The organism is Yinghuangia seranimata (genome assembly GCF_029953285.1).
Lineage (GTDB): Bacteria > Actinomycetota > Actinomycetes > Streptomycetales > Streptomycetaceae > Yinghuangia > Yinghuangia seranimata.
In genome coordinates this window covers 122,722-138,385 of sequence record NZ_JASAOI010000008.1, presented here as the reverse complement: position 1 = coordinate 138,385, position 15,664 = coordinate 122,722, and the positions used below count along the sequence as shown (strand labels likewise).

Genomic DNA, 15,664 nt, shown 5'->3' with positions numbered 1-15,664 from the left:
TCACGCCTCCGTCAGCGGGCTGTACGCGTCGGGCCGTCGGTCGCGGTAGAACTGCCACAGCGTGCGCACCTCGTCGATGAGCCCGAAGTCCAGGTCGCGCACGAGGAGTTCCTCGTCGCGGTCGGACGCCGGCTCGCCGACGAACCGGCCGCGCGGGTCCACGAAGTAACTGGTGCCGTAGAAGTCGTTGTCGCCGTACACCTCGACGCCGACCCGGTTGATCGCCGCCACGAAGTACTCGTTGGCGACCGCGGCGGCGGGCTGCTCCAGCTGCCACAGGTACGCCGACAGGCCCCGGCTGGTCGCCGAAGGGTTGTAGACCAGCTGCGCGCCGGCCAGACCGAGCGCCCGCCAGCCCTCGGGGAAGTGCCGGTCGTAGCAGATGTAGACGCCGACCTTCCCGACCGCCGTGTCGAAGACGGGCCAGCCGACGTTCCCGGGCCGGAAGTAGTACTTCTCCCAGAAGCCCTGCACCTGCGGGATGTGGTGCTTGCGGTACTTGCCGAGCACCGTGCCGTCGGCGTCGATGACCGCGGCGGTGTTGTAGTAGAAGCCGGACTGCTCGATCTCGTACACCGGGACGACCATCACCATGCCCAGCTCGCGCGCGAGCGAGCTCATCCGCGACACCGTCGGGCCGCCGGGGACCGGCTCGGCCCAGTCGAAGTGCACGGGCTCCTGCACCTGGCAGAAGTACGGCGCGTTGAAGAGCTCCTGGAAGCCGATGACCTGGGCGCCCTCGGCGGCGGCCCGACGGGCGTGCGCCTCGTGGGCGTCGACCATCGAGGTCCCGTCGCCGGTCCACATCGCCTGGACGAGCGCGGCGCGTACCACCTGAGACATAGCGAACCCCCTGATGGCTGGGCAAATCACCGCAAAGCGGAGGACCGACTCTAACTCCGCCGACCGGCGTACCGCAGGAGGACGCGCCCCGGTGCGCGTGTCGCGCCCCGTGGGAGCATGAGCGCCGTGACTACCGGCCAGTAGGGAGCGTGATGGCGCGCCCGTGCTCGACCTGCGCCGGCAGAACGGCTTCGTGCACGGCGGCGTGCCAGCGTTCCTCGCCGACAACTCGCCGACGTTCGCGGGCGCTGTGCGCGTGCGAGATCTACGCGATCGCAGACGACGGCACCGAGACGCTGTGCGCGGCGGCGCAGGGAACGATCCGCCGGCCCAGCGAGGGACGGGCCGACTGATCCGAACGGGGGCCGGCACCGGGGCGGGCGCAAGGGTCCGTCCCGGTGCGTTTCCGGTCAGCCCTCGGTGGGCCGCTCGTTGTAGACGCCCGCGGCCTCCTGGCCGGACAGCTTCTGGATGGCGTCCATGATCTCGTCGGTGACCTCGCGGCGCGCCTTGGCGACGTCCTTGCGGTCGTAGTGCGCGGAGAAGTCCAGCGGCTCGCCGAACTTCACGATCGCCTTGGGCCGCAGCTTGGGGACGCGCGACCCGATCGGCTGCACCTTCTCCGTGTCGATCACGCCGACCGGCACGACCGGGACGCGCGCGGTCAGCGCGAGCCACGCCACACCCGTGCGACCGCGGTACAGCCGCCCGTCGAGCGACCGGGTGCCCTCCGGGTAGATGCCGAACGCCATGCCCTTGTCGAGCACGCCCTTGCCGGCCTCCAGCGCGGCCATCGCGCCGCGCTTCTCGTCGCGCGGGACGCCGACCGCGCCCAGGCCCTCGAAGAACGCCCGCGTCGCGGCGCCCTTGATGCCCGTGCCCTCGAAGTACTCCGCCTTGGCCAGGAACGTCACCTGGCGCGGCGCGGTGATGGGGATGACCAGGCTGTCGCAGAACGACAGGTGGTTGCTCGCGATCAACACCCCGCCGGTCTTCGGCACGTTCTCGCGGCCCTCGACGTGGGGCCGCCAGATGGCCCGCGACGTGGGCGAGACGACGCGGTGCATGAAGTGGTAGATCAGCACGAGTTCCCCCGGTCGGGTCTATGGCAGGGTCACCTTACCGATTCACCGTGGCGCCGTGGTGCGCGCCCACCCCTACGGGTGGTTACCAGCCAGTCACCTACCGCGCGCCCGACAGGGTGGTTTCCGGCCATCGAGCGCCTGTTCGGCGCGTAGCCGGCGCCCCTTCGGCGCCCCGTCGGCGTCCGCTCGGCGTCCGCGAGGCGCCGACCGGTCGCCTACTCGGCGGCGGGAGGCGGCGTCCGCAACGGGGTGTAGCGCATCCCCGTGCGGCCCGTGCCCCGGCAGTACGCGCACGGGACGTGCTCGATCAGCGGCCCCCCGGCCTCCGGCCGGTACGCGAGCGGGTGGTCGTCGGCCTGGTCCTCCGGCACCGACACCCACATCCCGCCCATGCCCCCGCAGCGGTTGCACGTGCGGTCGCCGACCGACGCGCCCGTGTTGTTCTGCTTGATCGTGCCGCACTTCCTGCACTTCCAGGTGTTCGCGCTGATGGACTCCCAGTCGTGCGTGCACGGCGTGGCGTTCCGGATGTGCGGCAGCGGTTCAGTCACAGCCACGAGTGTCCCCCATTCGGCGGCGCCGCGGGACGGGGCACGCCCCGACAGTGCGGGATCGGGCGGCCGGTCGAGGTGGCGCGGGCCTTCCGGCACCCAACCGTCCAGAACGTTGGGCGTCGACCCGTGCGTCTTCGCCATACTTCGCTGGTGACCACGCCCATGCCCTCACCGCCCTCCCGGACACCCCGGATACCGTTGCCCGCCGAGGCACTTCCGCCCGCGCTCCGCCCGTGGCTCACGGGCGACGCGGCGCCGTGGCGGGCCCTGCGCACGCCGTGGTGGGCGCTTCCGTACGCCGCCTACCTCCTTGTCGCGGTCGGCTACTTCGGGCTGACCGACCAGGACCCCACCACCGCCTGCGACAACTCGTCGAGCGGCTGCGGACCGGACTGGCTGGCCGGGCCCTACGCCTGCCTCAGCATCCTCGCGCTCGCCGCGGCGTGGACGCTGCCGGGCCTCGCCCTGGCCGCCTGCCTGCCGGTCGTCGGCTTCACGATCTGGCTCTACCCCGACGACTTCGGCGACGTCGGCGGCACATGGGGCTGGTGGGTCCTCATGCTCGGGCTGGTCGTGCTGGCCGCCCAGTGCGCGTGGCGCATCGCCCGCACCCGGCGGCAGCGCGCACTCTCCCGCGACGCCGCCGGGCCGAACCCGGCGGTGGTCCCGCCGGTCGGCCGACCCGTCACGCGCGGCCGCAAGCGGCTGATCATCGGCGGCGTGCTGCTCGCCGTCCTGCTGCTCTCGGTCTGGGCGATCGTCGACGCCATCGCCGACGACCGCGCGCACGAGCGCCGGGCGCAGACCGTGACCGGGTTCGTCGTCGACAGCGACGACACCTCCGTGACGGTGCACATCCCCGGCGAGTCCTTCGACCGCGTCTCGACCGGCTACGACTACGAGTACCGCAAGGGGGAGGCGGTGCAGGTCCTCGTCGACGGCGACTGGACGCGCCTCGAGGAGGAGAGCTTCGACCCCGTCGGCTGGTGGGTGCTCTTCGCCCTCACGGTGATCCCCGCGATCACGCTCCCGATCGGCGGCCTGCGCGCCCACCTGCGCGCCCGCGCCCTGCGCGGCGGCAACAGCGCGAGGGCGCTGCGTACCCAGGTCGTGTTCGTGAAGAGCGACACCGTCGCCGTGTACGCGGCCGACGACGAGCTGCGCGTCGAACCGCTGTTCCAGGCCAAGGTCGACTGGGCGCCGACCCCGTACGGGATGTTCCCGCCCTCGCCGCCGCGCGCCCAGCTCGCTGCGGTGCCGGCCGCGCGCACCGAGCCCGACGCGCCGGGCGTCGGCGCGGACGCCGTCGAACCGACCAAGGCGACCGACGCGGTCGACCTGACGAAGCGTCCCGACGCGGTGGCGGACGCGGGGCCGACGCCCGCGGCTGCGCCGAACGGGTTCGCGGCGCCGTCGGCGTACGCGCCCTGGGCGCCGGTGGCTCCGACGGCACCCGCGCCGTACGGGGCGCCGGGTCCGTACGGCGCGCCCGGTCCGTACGGGGCCCCGCCGGCGTTCGCCGCGAACCCGTACACCATGGGCACGGCGTACGCGGCGGCCCAGGCGAACCCGTACGGCTACGGCATGTGGGCGCCGAGCCCGTGCGACGCGGTGCTGTACGGAGAGCCGTACACCGGCGCAGAGTTCGTGCTGATCATCGCGCGCGACGGGGACACCCCGGCGGTCGCGCTCTCCAAGACCGTGGTGCGCGTGGCGCGCCGGAAGAACACGGGCGGGCCCAAGGCATTGGCCGCGCCGTACGGCTACTGAGCCCCGACAACACCCGGCCACGGGCCCGGCGGCGCACCACGCGCCCCCGGGCCCGCGCCCGTTCGGCCCGCTGCGGCCCCGAACGCGGTGATGCCGACGATCCACCGCGCGACGGGCGCGGCCGCGCGGAGCGCCTGCGTTGGTCGGCCAGGCGACGGCGCGCAGCGTGTCCCGCGCCGTGCGAGGAGACCCCGAATACGCTCAGCCGCGTTTGGCCTCGTGCAGCGAGGCCAGGCCCGCGTCCGTCACCCGGGCTCGGCGGGCGCGGTCAGCGAGTACGGCGTCTCCTACTCCTACTTCGCCACCGTCGCCTGTGTGACGCGCGACGGCCGCGAGACGGAGGGGGAGCGGAGCGTGGCGGCGCAGCTGCTGCGCGGTGACCGTGTGGGGGTCGCGTAGGACACGGCCAAGCCCACCCGGATCCGCGTCATCGGGTCGGCGGCCGAGGGCCTGTGGTCGGCGTTCGGATGGATGTGCGGCGGACTGGTGTTCGTCGCGGCCGGCGTCGCGGCGTGGCGCATGCAGTAGGGTTTGGACGGTTGGACGGCCGCCGTTCGGTGCGCGCCGCGACGCTCGACGCCCGCGAGGAGGTGAGACCCATCAACGCCGTGTCAGGCCGGGTGCTCTCGCCTCATGCCGGGCCCGCCGTCCGCAGCTGACCGCGGGCCGGCCCCGGGAGCGCCCTTCGTCGGTTCGAAAGGCCCTCTCATGTCGACTGTTTCTCCTTCTCCTTCCGGCCCTCCTCTCGGATCCCCGTCCGGGCCGCCTTCCGATGCCCCGGCCACGCCGGACGCCGCCGTGCTGGTCGCGATGCTCCGCGCCTCCGGCTGCGTGTTCGCCGAGGACGAGGCGCGCCTGATCCTCGACACCGCCGGCTCGCCCGCGGTCGCCGCAGCCATGGCCGAACGCCGGGCCGCCGGGTTCCCGCTCGAACACGTGCTGGGCTGGGCCCGCTTCGCCGGGCTCAGGATCGCCGTCGACGCGGGCGTGTTCGTGCCGCGCGTGCGCTCCGAGTTCCTTGTCGCGGAGGCCACCGTGCGGGCCGCGGCCATCCCGACTGAGGCGTCCGCGTCGCCGGACGGGCCGGTCGTCGTCGACCTGTGCTGCGGCAGCGGCGCGATCGGGGCCGCGGTCGCCGCCGGGCTCGAGCGCGTCTCGCTGTACGCGTCGGACATCGACCCCGCGGCGGTGAGGTGCGCGCGGCGGAACGTCGCGCCGTACGGCGGCCGGGTGTTCGAGGGCGACCTGTACGCGCCGCTGCCCGCCGCGCTGCGCGGCCGCGTCGACGTGCTGATCGCCAACGCCCCGTACGTCCCCACCGACGAGATCGCCTTCATGCCGCCCGAGGCACGCCTGCACGAGCCGCGCGTCGCCCTCGACGGCGGCTCGGACGGCCTGGACGTCCAGCGCCGCGTCGTCGCCGACGCCCCGGCCTGGCTCGCCCCCGGCGGCCACCTGCTGATCGAGACGAGCGAGCGTCAGGCCCCGCACACCGCCGAAGCGTTCGCGCGCGCCGGCCTCGAGACCGAGATCGCCGAGTCGGAGGAGTGGTACGCGACCGTGGTGATCGGCACGCGCCCCCGCCGGTCCTAGCCCGCAGGCGTACGCCGCGTCAGCTCCAACAGGTCGAAGCTGCCCGACCGGCCCGGGAAGACGACCTCGCCCCGGTCGAGGGCGCGGATCGTCCAGCCGTGCCGGTCGGCAAGCCGGTCCAGGTGCGCGCGGTCGCCGACGTTCGAGAAGCCGAGCATGAGGCGGCCGTCGGGCGTCAGGTGGTCGGCGGCACCCGCGAGGTAGGCGTCGTGGAACCGGTAGCCGGGATCGGTGATCGCGCGGCCGAGGCCCTCGGTCTCCGGCCAGGCCTGGCTCGTGGGCAGCGAGCTGGAGTTCCAGAAGACCAGGTCGTAGCGGTCGCCGTCGGCGAGCGGCGCGAACATGTCGCCGCACACGGTCGTGACCGCATCGGCCCCGTGGCGGCGGGCGTTCATCGCGGTGTTCGCGGCCGCCTCGGGGCTGATGTCGGTCGCGGTCACGCGCGCGCACCCGGACAGTGCGGCGGTGACCGCGATCACGCCGGTCCCGGAGCCGATCTCGAGGAACGCGCCGCCCCGCGGGTAGGGGAGCGCGCCGGCGAAGAACTCCGCGGCGCGGGTGAACATCGGCGCGTAGACGCCCGGCAGGACGTCCCACTCGCGGCCGCTCATCGCGAACGTCTGCGGGGTGTCGACGGCCTGCTGGGCGGCGAGCATCTGCCGGAGCAGCGCGCGTTCGTCCATCAGGCGCGGTCCGCGAGCCAGGCCGCCAGGTAGGCCGGGACCTCACCGTCGACGCCGGCGTCCGGGCGCGGCGCGTCGGCGACGGTGCGCAGCGGCACGACGCCCGCCCAGTGGTCGAGCGCGAGGTCCGCCTCGTCCTCGGCCAGGCCGTGCGACCGCACCTTGGCGGCGACGGCGTCGAGGTCGAGCGCGAACAGACCGGTCTGTGCGGCCTCCTTGGCGCTCGGTGGCCGGGTGTCCGCGCTGCGGCCCGGGACCATGTGGTCGAGCAGCACCGACCAGCCGTGCGCGGTCTCGGCCTCGTCGGTGACCCGGCGCAGCGGGCCGTGGGCGACGACGCAGCGGAAGTCGAGCGAGTGGTGCATCGCCGAGCGGGAGAGCACCAGCGCGTCGGCGTGCGTGACGGCGAAGGACACCGGCAGGCCTTCCTCACCGGCGTCGCGGACCGCGAGCGCGAGGTGCGAGCCGGAGGAGACGTGCAGGTAGACGCGCGAGCCGTCGCGGCCGAACACGAGCGGCAGGATGTGCGGCCGCCCGGACGCGACGAAGGACACGTGGCCGACGAGGGCCTCGTCGAGGATCGCGTGGACGGTGTCGGCGTCGTAGCGCATGCGGTCGCGGTAGCGGGTCGGGGTCGTTTCGCCGGTGCGGGAGTAGACGGCGGGGGCCTCGGGTGCGACGGTCATGGCAGGACCTTCTTTGTACTAGTTCAATCGTGCTTACGTGGCAGTACAATAGGCGCAGGGCGGGGAGGCGTGTCAATGGGAATCCCGGCCACCCCGGTAACGTGCGGGGTGGGGGACCGGGCCGGAACAAGCACGACGCGCCCGCCGCCCGCATCACGTACGACCGAACCACCGCGCAGGAGGACAGCCGTGGCGCTCACCGGACGCACCGCCGCCGACATCGCGGCGTCCGTCGAAGACGCGCTGCGCGACGGCGAGCTCGCCCCCGGCGACACCCTCCCGCCGGTGCGCGCCCTCGCCGCCGACCTCGGCGTCAACCCCAACACGGTCGGGGCCGCCTACCGCCTGCTCCGCGACCGCGGCATCGTCGAGACCCAGGGCCGCGCCGGCACCCGCGTGCGCCAGCGCCCCGCCGCCGTCGCCCGCGACGCCGCGGGACCCGTCGCCCCGCCCGGCGCCCGCCGCCTCGCCGACGGCGAGCCCGACCCCGCGCTGCTGCCCGACCTGGTGTTCCCCGACCCGTCGACCTGGCGCACGCTCTACACGCACCCCGCGATCTACCCGCCCCTGGAGGCCGCCGCGCGAGCCGCGTTCGCCGCCGACGGGCTGTCCGCCGACCACCTCGTGGTCACCTCGGGCGCGCTCGACGCCATCGAGCGCGCGCTCATGGCCCACCTGCGCCCCGGCGACGTCGTCGCGGTCGAGGACCCGGGCTGGCCCGCGTCGTTCGACATGCTCGCCGCGCTCAACCTCACCCCGCGCCCGGTCCCGCTCGACGACGACGGGCCCGACCCGGCAGAGGTCGCCGCCGCGCTCCGGGAGGGCGCCCGCGCGTTCGTGCTCACCACCCGCGCCCAGAACCCCACCGGCGCGGCCGTCTCGGCCGAACGCGCAGAGGCGCTGCGCGCGGTCCTGGCCGGGCACCCGGACGTCCTGCTCATCGAGGACGACCACGGCAACGCGGTCGCCGGACCCGCGCTCCACCCGCTCGGCCCGGCCACCACCCGCTGGGTGCACGTGCGTTCGGCCGCCAAGGCGTACGGCCCCGACCTGCGCTGCGCCGTCGTCACGGGCGACGCCACCACCGTCAGCCGCATCGCCGGCCGGCTGCGCCTCGGCCCCGGCTGGGTCAGCCACATCCTCCAGTACGCCGTCGCCGAGGCCTGGACCCGCCCCGACACGGCCGCCGCCATCGAACGGGCGCGCCTCGCCTACGCCGAACGCCGCGCCTGGCTCGTCGACGCGCTCGCCGAACGCGGCGTGCCCGCGCACGGCCGCTCGGGCATCAACGTATGGATCCCCGTCCGCGACGAAACCGCCGCCGTGGCGGGCCTCCTCGCCCAGGGCTGGCTCGTCGGCCCCGGGCGCCGCTTCCGCCTGGCCAGCCCTTCGGCAATCCGCGTCAGCATCGGCACCCTCGGCCGTGAGGACATCACCCCGCTGGCCGACGCCATCGCCGCGGTCGCCGGCGCCTCCGCGGGAGGCACCCGCACCGCGCCGGCCTACAGCACCGTCTAGGCGGACCCGTCCGCCGCCGCGGACTCCGCGCGGGTCAGTGCGGACACCTCGACCGGACGGCCGTGCGACGGCACCACCGTGCGCAGGACCGGCGTGAACCCGAGCTTGGCCATCACCCGCGCGGAGGCCTCGTTGTCGATGTGCCGGATGCTCACGAGCCGGTCCAGGCCCACGTCCCTGAACGCGAACGGCAGCACCGCGCGGGCCGCCTCGGTCGCGTAGCCGTGTCCCCAGTGCTCTCGGCGGAGACGCCAGCCGATCTCCACGGCGGGCAGGATTTCGGGCAGGAACTCCGGGACGGCGAGCCCCGCCCAGCCGAGGAACTCGCCGTCCGCCGCCCGCTCCACGGCGAACAGCCCGAATCCGGCCTCGGACCAGCGGCGGCGCTGGTCGGCGACGAAGGCCGCCGACTGCTCGCGGGAGCGTGTGGTTCCGTCCGCGATGAAGCGCATGACGTCCGGATCGGCGTTCATCTCCGCGAGCCCCGCGTCCAGGTCGGCGTCGCGCCACGCGCGCAGGAGCAGTCGATCGGTGCGGAGTTCGGGGGGCGGTTGGATCATGGTGCGAGTCTAGGCGCGGCGGGGCGGCCCAGGGCCGTCGTGCGGGCCGGGTGGGAGCGGGAACGTGGGCCTGTGGGGCCGGAGTTCCCGCTCCCGCCTGGGCGGGTCAGCGGTGTGCGTCCGAGCGCGGCCGCTCGAGCGTGAACCGGTCGACCGGGACCAGGTCGGCGTGCGGGCCCTGGAACGTGTAGTAGGTGACATTGATGCGCGTGCGACCCGACTTGCGGTCGCCCGGGTCGACCTCGAACGCCGCGAAGCCGTGCGGGTGTTCGCGGTCCTGGACGGACGCCCACGGCGCGTCCTCGGTCACCCACACCGAGTCCTTGTGCCCGGGCAGGACCGGGCTGTCCTTGTCGCTGCGCGCCACGATCACCCGGCCCTGCGGGCGGTCGAACAGGTTGTTGTGGGACGTGGCGAAGTTGCCGCCCCCGCCGATGATCATGTGCACGGTGCCCAGCGACGTGTCGATGACGTCCTTGCCGGTCGCCGCGGGCGTCGGCGTGCGGGTCTCGTTGGGCAGCCGGCCGCGCAGCGGGTGCGACCGCTCGTAGTGGTGCTCGTGGCCGCTGACCACCAGGTCGACGCCGTACTGGTCGAACAGCGGACCCCAGGCCTCGCGCACCCCCAGATCGCTGCCGTTGCTGCTGCGCGCGCTGGAGATGAACGGCTGGTGCATGCACACCACGACCCAGTCGATCTCCCGGTCCGCGCGCGCCTGCTGCAACTGGCTCTCCAGCCACCGCCGTTGCGCGCCGCCCGAGTAGCCGCGGATGTAGCTGTCACCCGCGTCCTGGATCGCGACGTCGCAGTTCGCGATGCTGATGACCCGCACCGAGCCGGCGGTGAACGAGTACCACAGGCCCTTCATCTCCGGGTCGGTGCCGGAGTCGGGCGTGGTGAAGTACGCCTGGTAGGCGGCCGCGCCGAGCGGGCCGTTGCCCTTCTCGTTCTCGTGGTTGCCGACGCACGGCATCCAGGGGCGGAAGCGCGCCGAGCGGCTGTTCGATATGAACCAGTCCGCCCACGTGGCGACCCGGTCCTGGCCGAAGATGCCCGCCACGCCCGCGTAGCAGAGGTCGCCGTTGACCAGGTTGAACAGAGGGGACACGCGTTCGACCGCGGCCACGATGTCGGCGGACGCCTGGGTGCCGATGTTGTTGCTGGAGTACAGCGGGTAGGGCCCGTTCGGCGACGGGGTGCCCGGCGGCAGCTTCACCTCCTTGCGCAGGTTCGCGGTCGCCTGGTCGCCGAAGCTCGTGAAGGTGAAGGCGTGCCGGCCGCGCTGCGCGGTGTCGAACACGCCGGTCTCCGGGGACGCCCCCTCGTGGCTCGCGAAGTACACGTAGCGCGTCGCCGGGCGCAGCCGGTCGAGGCGTGCGTGGTGGACGAACACCTCGACGCCGGACAGCCCGTCGCGGTAGTGCCGGGTCTCCGCGTCGACGGTGCGGCCGAAGCCGTCCTCGACCGTGCCGAACCGGACGCGCGGTTTCGAGACCGGCTGCGGCGTCAGCCACGAGACGACCACCTCGCGGGACGCGTCGGCGCCGAACTGCAGGTGCAGCCCGGTGACGCTCGGCGCGCCGATCCGGCCGGGCTGCTCCCACAGCAGCGCGGAACCGGGTGCGGGCGCGGCCGCCGCGGTGCCGTCGGCCTCCGCCGCCGCGGCCCCCGCGGGGGCGGCCACGCCCCCGGTCAGGAGCGCGGCACCGGCCGCGCCGCCACCGGTCAGTACAGATCTGCGGGAGATCGCCATGTGTCCTCTTCCCTGTACGCGGTCGCCTGCCCCCGCCCGCGGCCGACCGTATTGAGTAGGACACAAGAAAACAAGGCCCAGTGTTGTGTCTAGTGAACGCTTCGCGGCGGATGGGCGAACATCGCGGCAACGCCCGCCGCGCGTCCAGGCTTTCGCCGATGAATAGGAACGAACCGTGCCTGTTTGCGTCGTAGCGTGATCCCGACAGCCGGAACCACGCGCACCCCGCCCGCCGAGGAGGAACCACCATGACGGTCCGTCACCAGCCCGAGGGCTACACCGCGGTCACCCCGTGGATCATCACGCGTGACACCGCCGCGCTGCTCGACTGGATCGGAAAGGTGTTCGGCGCCCAGGAGATGGGGCGCTTCGTCGACCAGGACGGCAGCATCGGGCACGCGGAGGCCCGCATCGGCGACGCGGTGGTGATGGCGTTCGACGCCAAGCCGGGCTGGCCGGAGACGCCGGCGTTCCTGCGGGTGTTCGTCGAGGACGCCCCCGCCGTGCACGCCGCCGCGGTGGCGGCCGGCGGCACCTCGGTCACCGAGGTCACGGCACTGTTCTTCGGTGACCTGGTCGGGCGCGTGCGCGACCCGTTCGGCAACCTGTGGTGGATCCAGTCGCACGTCGAGGACGTCGACGAGGGCGAGCAGTACCGGCGGCTCGGCGACCCGGAGTTCGCGACGGCGATGGGCTACGTGCAGCGCAGCCTGGACGAGGAGCTCGGCGCACGGGACTGACCCCGGCGCCGGCCCGGCGGACGCTGTAATGCGCCCGCCGGGAGACCACGTGCTCCTACTCGGCCCAGTCGGTGCCGAGGAGCGAACCGAGCCGGCCCGCGTTGGCCTCGTCCTCGTACCAGCGGTTGCCGGCCGGGGTGGTGCTGCTCTGCGCACCGGGGTCGAACATGTGGGTGACGGGAGCGGCGGCGGCGTCGGGCGCGAGAAGGCCGCCGAGCCCCTGGTCCGGCTTGGGGGCGGGGAGGCCGGACGCGTGGGCGGATCCGGCGGTCGCGGCCAGCGCGGCGGCGGTGACGGCGGCGCCGAGCAGGACGCGTGCGGCGGTGCGGGTGCTGTTCATACCGTGTGAACGATCATGGCGCCGCGGGGTGTCGGTCGCCGGCACTAGGTTCTTCCGCATCGCACCGATCCGGTGCGGACATCCCTTGGTGCAAAGGAGGCAGTGTGCTGCCCTCAGACTCGGCAGACCCCGACAGCCGCTGGGAGGAGGCCAGCGCCGCGCGCGTCGTCCCGCCCGCGCGGCCGCGGAAGCTGGCCAAGGTCCCGTTCGTGGAACTGGCGGACGGCCGCCTGCAGGGCGTGGTGTCCAGCGGCTCCGACATCAGCCGCGTGTACGTCTCGTCGGTGGCCGTCCGCACCTTCGCGTTCGCGTGCAGCACCAACAACAACCGCCCGTGCGGCGGCGCCCGCGGCTCGTTCTGCAAGCACATCGAGGCGCTGATCGCCGAAGCGGTGCTGCAGTACGGCGGGGACCGCGTCGGCCGCTACCTGCGCGTCGACCTCGCCGACGCGGCGCCGACCGCCGGCAGCATCAGCTCGACCATGCGCGCCACCCGCCCGGCGCAGGGCGACACTTCGGCCGCCGCGCCGGTGTTCAGCCGCTTCCTGCGGCACCTGGCCTACCTCGAACTGGCCGCGACCACCGCGCCGTTGCCCGAGATGCAGTGGTTCCCGCCGACCCGGACGGCGGTGGCCTGATGCGCGTCGACCTGCTCACCGAACCCGTCGCCGGCCTCGACGAGGCGCTCGCCGCCGTGGACGCCTTCGACCGCACGCTCGTCGCCGGCCTGCTGCGCCCCCAGCCCGCCCAGGCCGCGGCACTGACCGGCCTGGCCGACGCCGTCGCCGGCACCCCGCTGGCCGAGCGCGTCGCCGAAGCCGCCGACAAGGCCGCCGCCGGTGCCGCGAGCGAGGACGACCTCGTCGCGCTCGCCGCAGCCCGCACCGCCGTGTTCGGCGCCGTGCACGACGCGCTCACCGCCCGCGCGGACGAGGCCACCGGACGCGTGCGACCCGACGAACAGCCTTTTCCCGCAAGCGAATCCGCCTCGCCGAACCTGCTCGCCGCCGCCCGGTCCTGGCTCGCCGACCTGGCCCGTGCCGGGTGGCAGGGCCTCGACCACGACGTCGTCGCGGGCGCCGCCCAGGTCGTCTCGGCCATGCTCCCCGAGCCCGCGCTGCGCCGACTCGCCGTACTGCTGGACGGGTTCGCCGCCGAACTCGCCGCGTCGTGCCCCGGCGCCGCCCTCGAACGGGTGCCGGTACGCCGCTGGGCCGACCTGTGGTCGCGCGCCATGCTCCTGACCCGGCCCGGCGCGCTGACCGCCGCACCGGCCGAACCGGTCTCCGGCCGGCTGCTGCCGCTCGGCGTCGACCTCCACGAGCACGCCACCGCCGTCCAGGCCCAGGTGCACGCGGTGTTCGAGCCCGCCGACGGCAGCACGCCGCGCCTGGTGCGCGCGAGCGTCTCGGCGCCCAAGCCCGACACGGTCGTCGGCATGGGCGTGTGGCAACTGCTGCGCCCGCACATGGCGTTGCTCGCCGCCGTCAGCGAAGGCCGGTCGATGGACCTGGACGGCATGCCGCTGACCGCCGAGGGCGACCTGCTCTGGGACGACGCGCAGGCCCGCCAGGGCGACCCCGCCGACCCGTTCGCCACCGCTCGCGTCGCGCTCCCCAAGGCGGCCGCCTCCACGGCCGCGCCGCTGGACCGGCACCCGGCGCGCATCGCCGTCCCGGTGTTCCTCGACGGATACGGCGTCCAACGGGACGACGCCGCCACCGTGTTCGCCCTCCCGGGGCACAACCTCCCCGTCGACATCGACCGGATCCCCACCGCGGGGCCGCTCACCCCCGAGGCCGTCGCGGCGTCCACGGCCTGCATCGGCCTGCTGCGCTGGGACGCCGGGCGGTTCGCCGTCCAGCCGCTGGCCGTCGAGGCGACGGTCAAGAAGAAGGCCCTCGTGCTGCACGCGGGCGCCTGGGCCGGCGGCACCGCGGACACGGCGGGCGTCAAGGCCGAAAAGGCCGCCACCGACGCCGTCGCCGTCCTGCGGGAACGAGCGGGAAAGCTGCTGCGCCGATGACCGACGAGACCACCGCGACGGACACGACGACGGACGCGACGACGGACACGACGACGGACGCGACGCAGGTCGCCGACGCCGACGAGAACCGCCGCCAGGTGCTGTACTGGCGCCTCCTCGCCCGGATGTTCGACCCGGAGGAGCAGGCGTCGCTGGAGTCCGCGAGCGTGGCCGTCCTCGAGGACATAGGCCTGCCGCCCGCGCTGCTCGACCCGCAGGCGTCCATCGACGCCGTCGTGCAGCGGCACCCGGAACTGGCCGACGAGATCCAGGGCCTGATGCTCCCTCAGGAGGAGCCGTCCGACGACGCCGCACGCGACCGCGCCGCCGAGGTCCGCAGCGCCGCCCTCGTCTCCAAGGTGCTGCTGAACGTCTTCGCCACCGGCTCCGGCACCGTCAGCGCCGGACAGCTCGCCCAGTGGCAGGCCGACGCGGGCTGGCTGGAACGCGCGTTCGGCTGCAAGCCCGGTGACCTGCGCGGCGGACGTGGCGGCGGGGGCGCGAGCGGCGGCCAAGGCGTGTCCCCGACCGGCACAGGGCGCGGCCGCCGCACTCCGGACCTGGGCAACCTCATCCCGCCCATCGGCCCCGAACTCGGCGCCATCGAAGGCGACCTCGTCAAGCGCATGCGCCTGCGCGAGGTGCTCGCCGACCCGCGGTTGGCCGCGCAGCTCACGCCGAGCATGTCGCTGATCGAGCAGCTGCTGCTCGACAAGGACAACCTGTCGGGCGTCGCGCTCGCCAACGCCAAGGCCCTCATCCGCCGCTTCGTCGACGAGGTCGGCGAGGTCCTGCGCACCCAGGTCGAGAAGGCCACCGTCGGCACCCTCGACCGCTCGGTGCCGCCCAAGCGGGTGTTCCGCAACCTCGACCTCGACCGCACGATCTGGAAGAACCTCACCAACTGGAGCCCGGAGGAGGAGCGGCTGTACGTCGACCGCCTCTACTACCGGCACACCTCCCGCAAGACCACGCCGCAGCGGCTGATCGTCGTCGTCGACCAGTCCGGCTCGATGGTCGACTCGATGGTCAACTGCACCATCCTCGCCTCGATCTTCGCCGGCCTGCCCAAGGTCGACGTGCACCTCATCGCGTACGACACGCGCGCCGTCGACCTCACCCCGTGGGTGCACGACCCGTTCGAGACGCTGCTGCGCACCAATCTCGGCGGCGGCACGGACGGCACCGTGGCGATGACGCTCGCCCAGCCGAAGATCGCCGAACCGCGCAACACCGTCGTGGTGTGGATCTCCGACTTCTACGAATGGCACAACGAGCAGCTGTTCGAGAGCATGGCGAACATCCACCGCTCGGGCGCGAAGTTCATCCCCGTCGGGTCCGTGACCAGCGGCGGCCGCGCCAGCGTCAACCCGTGGTTCCGCGAACGCTTCAAGGACCTCGGCACGCCGGTGATCTCCGGCCACATCTCCAAGCTCGTCCGCGAACTCAAGGCGTTCCTGGCCTAGTCCGGCCGCCTTCCCTTTTCTTCCTCCCCGACACCCCGCCCGGAAAG

General features: G+C 73.8%; 16 protein-coding genes. 8 read left to right on the top strand and 8 right to left on the bottom strand.

Annotated features, from left to right (window positions below; genetic code table 11):
* From QI554_RS06075 to QI554_RS06065, 3 genes are all read right to left on the bottom strand, one after another.
* Positions 1-843 carry a nitrilase-related carbon-nitrogen hydrolase gene (locus tag QI554_RS06075; RefSeq protein ID WP_281466677.1) on the bottom strand — a complete coding sequence of 281 codons (843 nt, stop codon included), beginning with the start codon at positions 841-843 and terminating at the stop codon, positions 1-3.
* A 410-nt stretch (positions 844-1,253) separates the two neighbouring features.
* Complete coding sequence (locus tag QI554_RS06070) at positions 1,254-1,928, bottom strand: lysophospholipid acyltransferase family protein (protein ID WP_281466675.1); 675 nt, start codon at positions 1,926-1,928, stop codon at positions 1,254-1,256.
* 215 nt (positions 1,929-2,143) lie between these two features.
* Positions 2,144-2,479, bottom strand: a complete 336-nt coding sequence (locus QI554_RS06065) for a hypothetical protein (RefSeq protein WP_281466673.1) — start codon at positions 2,477-2,479, stop codon at positions 2,144-2,146.
* A gap of 153 nt (positions 2,480-2,632) precedes the next feature.
* On the opposite strand from QI554_RS06065, the gene QI554_RS06060 reads away from it, so the two are divergent.
* The 3 genes from QI554_RS06060 to QI554_RS06050 all read left to right on the top strand — a co-directional run bounded on the left by QI554_RS06060 (position 2,633) and on the right by QI554_RS06050 (position 5,845).
* Positions 2,633-4,252, top strand: a complete 1,620-nt coding sequence (locus QI554_RS06060; RefSeq protein ID WP_281466670.1) for a hypothetical protein — start codon at positions 2,633-2,635, stop codon at positions 4,250-4,252.
* Between the two features lie 219 nt (positions 4,253-4,471).
* Entirely contained in the window at positions 4,472-4,651 is a 180-nt protein-coding gene (locus QI554_RS06055) for a hypothetical protein (protein WP_281466668.1), read from the top strand.
* 411 nt (positions 4,652-5,062) lie between these two features.
* Positions 5,063-5,845: a putative protein N(5)-glutamine methyltransferase gene (locus QI554_RS06050; RefSeq protein WP_281466718.1), complete on the top strand. Its 783-nt coding sequence runs from the start codon at positions 5,063-5,065 to the stop codon at positions 5,843-5,845.
* Here the strand turns inward: QI554_RS06050 and QI554_RS06045 are convergent.
* Both QI554_RS06045 and QI554_RS06040 read right to left on the bottom strand, forming a co-directional pair.
* Entirely contained in the window at positions 5,842-6,528 is a 687-nt protein-coding gene (locus tag QI554_RS06045) for a methyltransferase domain-containing protein (protein ID WP_281466666.1), read from the bottom strand. The two genes, QI554_RS06050 and QI554_RS06045, sit on opposite strands and share 4 nt — an antisense overlap.
* Positions 6,528-7,214 (bottom strand): pyridoxamine 5'-phosphate oxidase family protein, encoded by a 687-nt coding sequence (locus QI554_RS06040; protein ID WP_281466664.1) that lies wholly within the window; start codon positions 7,212-7,214, stop codon positions 6,528-6,530. Before QI554_RS06040 ends, QI554_RS06045 begins: the two co-directional genes overlap by 1 nt.
* A gap of 189 nt (positions 7,215-7,403) precedes the next feature.
* Between QI554_RS06040 and QI554_RS06035 the strand changes: the two genes are divergently transcribed.
* Complete coding sequence (locus QI554_RS06035; protein WP_281466662.1) at positions 7,404-8,732, top strand: aminotransferase class I/II-fold pyridoxal phosphate-dependent enzyme; 1,329 nt, start codon at positions 7,404-7,406, stop codon at positions 8,730-8,732.
* Here QI554_RS06035 and QI554_RS06030 read toward each other — a convergent pair.
* Together QI554_RS06030 and QI554_RS06025 are read right to left on the bottom strand one after the other, a co-directional pair.
* Positions 8,729-9,292, bottom strand: coding sequence for a GNAT family N-acetyltransferase (locus tag QI554_RS06030; RefSeq protein WP_281466661.1), 564 nt, complete (start codon positions 9,290-9,292; stop codon positions 8,729-8,731). The two genes, QI554_RS06035 and QI554_RS06030, sit on opposite strands and share 4 nt — an antisense overlap.
* Before the next feature lie 106 nt (positions 9,293-9,398).
* On the bottom strand, positions 9,399-11,045 hold the full coding sequence (locus tag QI554_RS06025; RefSeq protein WP_281466659.1) for a purple acid phosphatase family protein: 1,647 nt from the start codon (positions 11,043-11,045) through the stop codon (positions 9,399-9,401).
* Between the two features lie 248 nt (positions 11,046-11,293).
* Between QI554_RS06025 and QI554_RS06020 the strand changes: the two genes are divergently transcribed.
* Positions 11,294-11,785, top strand: a complete 492-nt coding sequence (locus tag QI554_RS06020) for a VOC family protein (RefSeq protein WP_281466657.1) — start codon at positions 11,294-11,296, stop codon at positions 11,783-11,785.
* A 55-nt stretch (positions 11,786-11,840) separates the two neighbouring features.
* Here the strand turns inward: QI554_RS06020 and QI554_RS06015 are convergent, their stop codons facing one another.
* Complete coding sequence (locus QI554_RS06015) at positions 11,841-12,125, bottom strand: hypothetical protein (RefSeq protein WP_281466655.1); 285 nt, start codon at positions 12,123-12,125, stop codon at positions 11,841-11,843.
* Between the two features lie 107 nt (positions 12,126-12,232).
* Here QI554_RS06015 and QI554_RS06010 point away from each other — a divergent pair, with 107 nt between their 5' ends.
* Genes QI554_RS06010 through QI554_RS06000 form a run of 3 tightly spaced genes read left to right on the top strand, consistent with a single transcriptional unit; the run spans position 12,233 to position 15,617 of the window.
* Complete coding sequence (locus QI554_RS06010) at positions 12,233-12,763, top strand: hypothetical protein (RefSeq protein ID WP_425527921.1); 531 nt, start codon at positions 12,233-12,235, stop codon at positions 12,761-12,763.
* Complete coding sequence (locus QI554_RS06005; protein WP_281466651.1) at positions 12,763-14,151, top strand: hypothetical protein; 1,389 nt, start codon at positions 12,763-12,765, stop codon at positions 14,149-14,151. The genes QI554_RS06010 and QI554_RS06005 overlap by 1 nt, the downstream gene beginning before the upstream one ends.
* A complete protein-coding gene (locus QI554_RS06000; protein ID WP_281466649.1) occupies positions 14,148-15,617 on the top strand; it encodes a VWA domain-containing protein in 1,470 nt (489 codons plus the stop codon). The genes QI554_RS06005 and QI554_RS06000 overlap by 4 nt, the downstream gene beginning before the upstream one ends.
* Positions 15,618-15,664 lie beyond the last annotated feature (47 nt).

What these genes read in the sequence shown, in the direction of transcription:
- QI554_RS06045 (WP_281466666.1), bottom strand. Translation starts at nt 6,528, where the DNA reads ATGGACGAACGCGCGCTGCTCCGGCAGATGCTCGCCGCCCAGCAGGCC.
- QI554_RS06040 (WP_281466664.1), bottom strand. Translation starts at nt 7,214, where the DNA reads ATGACCGTCGCACCCGAGGCCCCCGCCGTCTACTCCCGCACCGGCGAA.
- QI554_RS06050 (WP_281466718.1), top strand. Translation starts at nt 5,063, where the DNA reads ATGCTCCGCGCCTCCGGCTGCGTGTTCGCCGAGGACGAGGCGCGCCTG.
- QI554_RS06005 (WP_281466651.1), top strand. Translation starts at nt 12,763, where the DNA reads ATGCGCGTCGACCTGCTCACCGAACCCGTCGCCGGCCTCGACGAGGCG.
- QI554_RS06000 (WP_281466649.1), top strand. Translation starts at nt 14,148, where the DNA reads ATGACCGACGAGACCACCGCGACGGACACGACGACGGACGCGACGACG.
- QI554_RS06020 (WP_281466657.1), top strand. Translation starts at nt 11,294, where the DNA reads ATGACGGTCCGTCACCAGCCCGAGGGCTACACCGCGGTCACCCCGTGG.
- QI554_RS06030 (WP_281466661.1), bottom strand. Translation starts at nt 9,292, where the DNA reads ATGATCCAACCGCCCCCCGAACTCCGCACCGATCGACTGCTCCTGCGC.
- QI554_RS06075 (WP_281466677.1), bottom strand. Translation starts at nt 843, where the DNA reads ATGTCTCAGGTGGTACGCGCCGCGCTCGTCCAGGCGATGTGGACCGGC.
- QI554_RS06015 (WP_281466655.1), bottom strand. Translation starts at nt 12,125, where the DNA reads ATGAACAGCACCCGCACCGCCGCACGCGTCCTGCTCGGCGCCGCCGTC.
- QI554_RS06025 (WP_281466659.1), bottom strand. Translation starts at nt 11,045, where the DNA reads ATGGCGATCTCCCGCAGATCTGTACTGACCGGTGGCGGCGCGGCCGGT.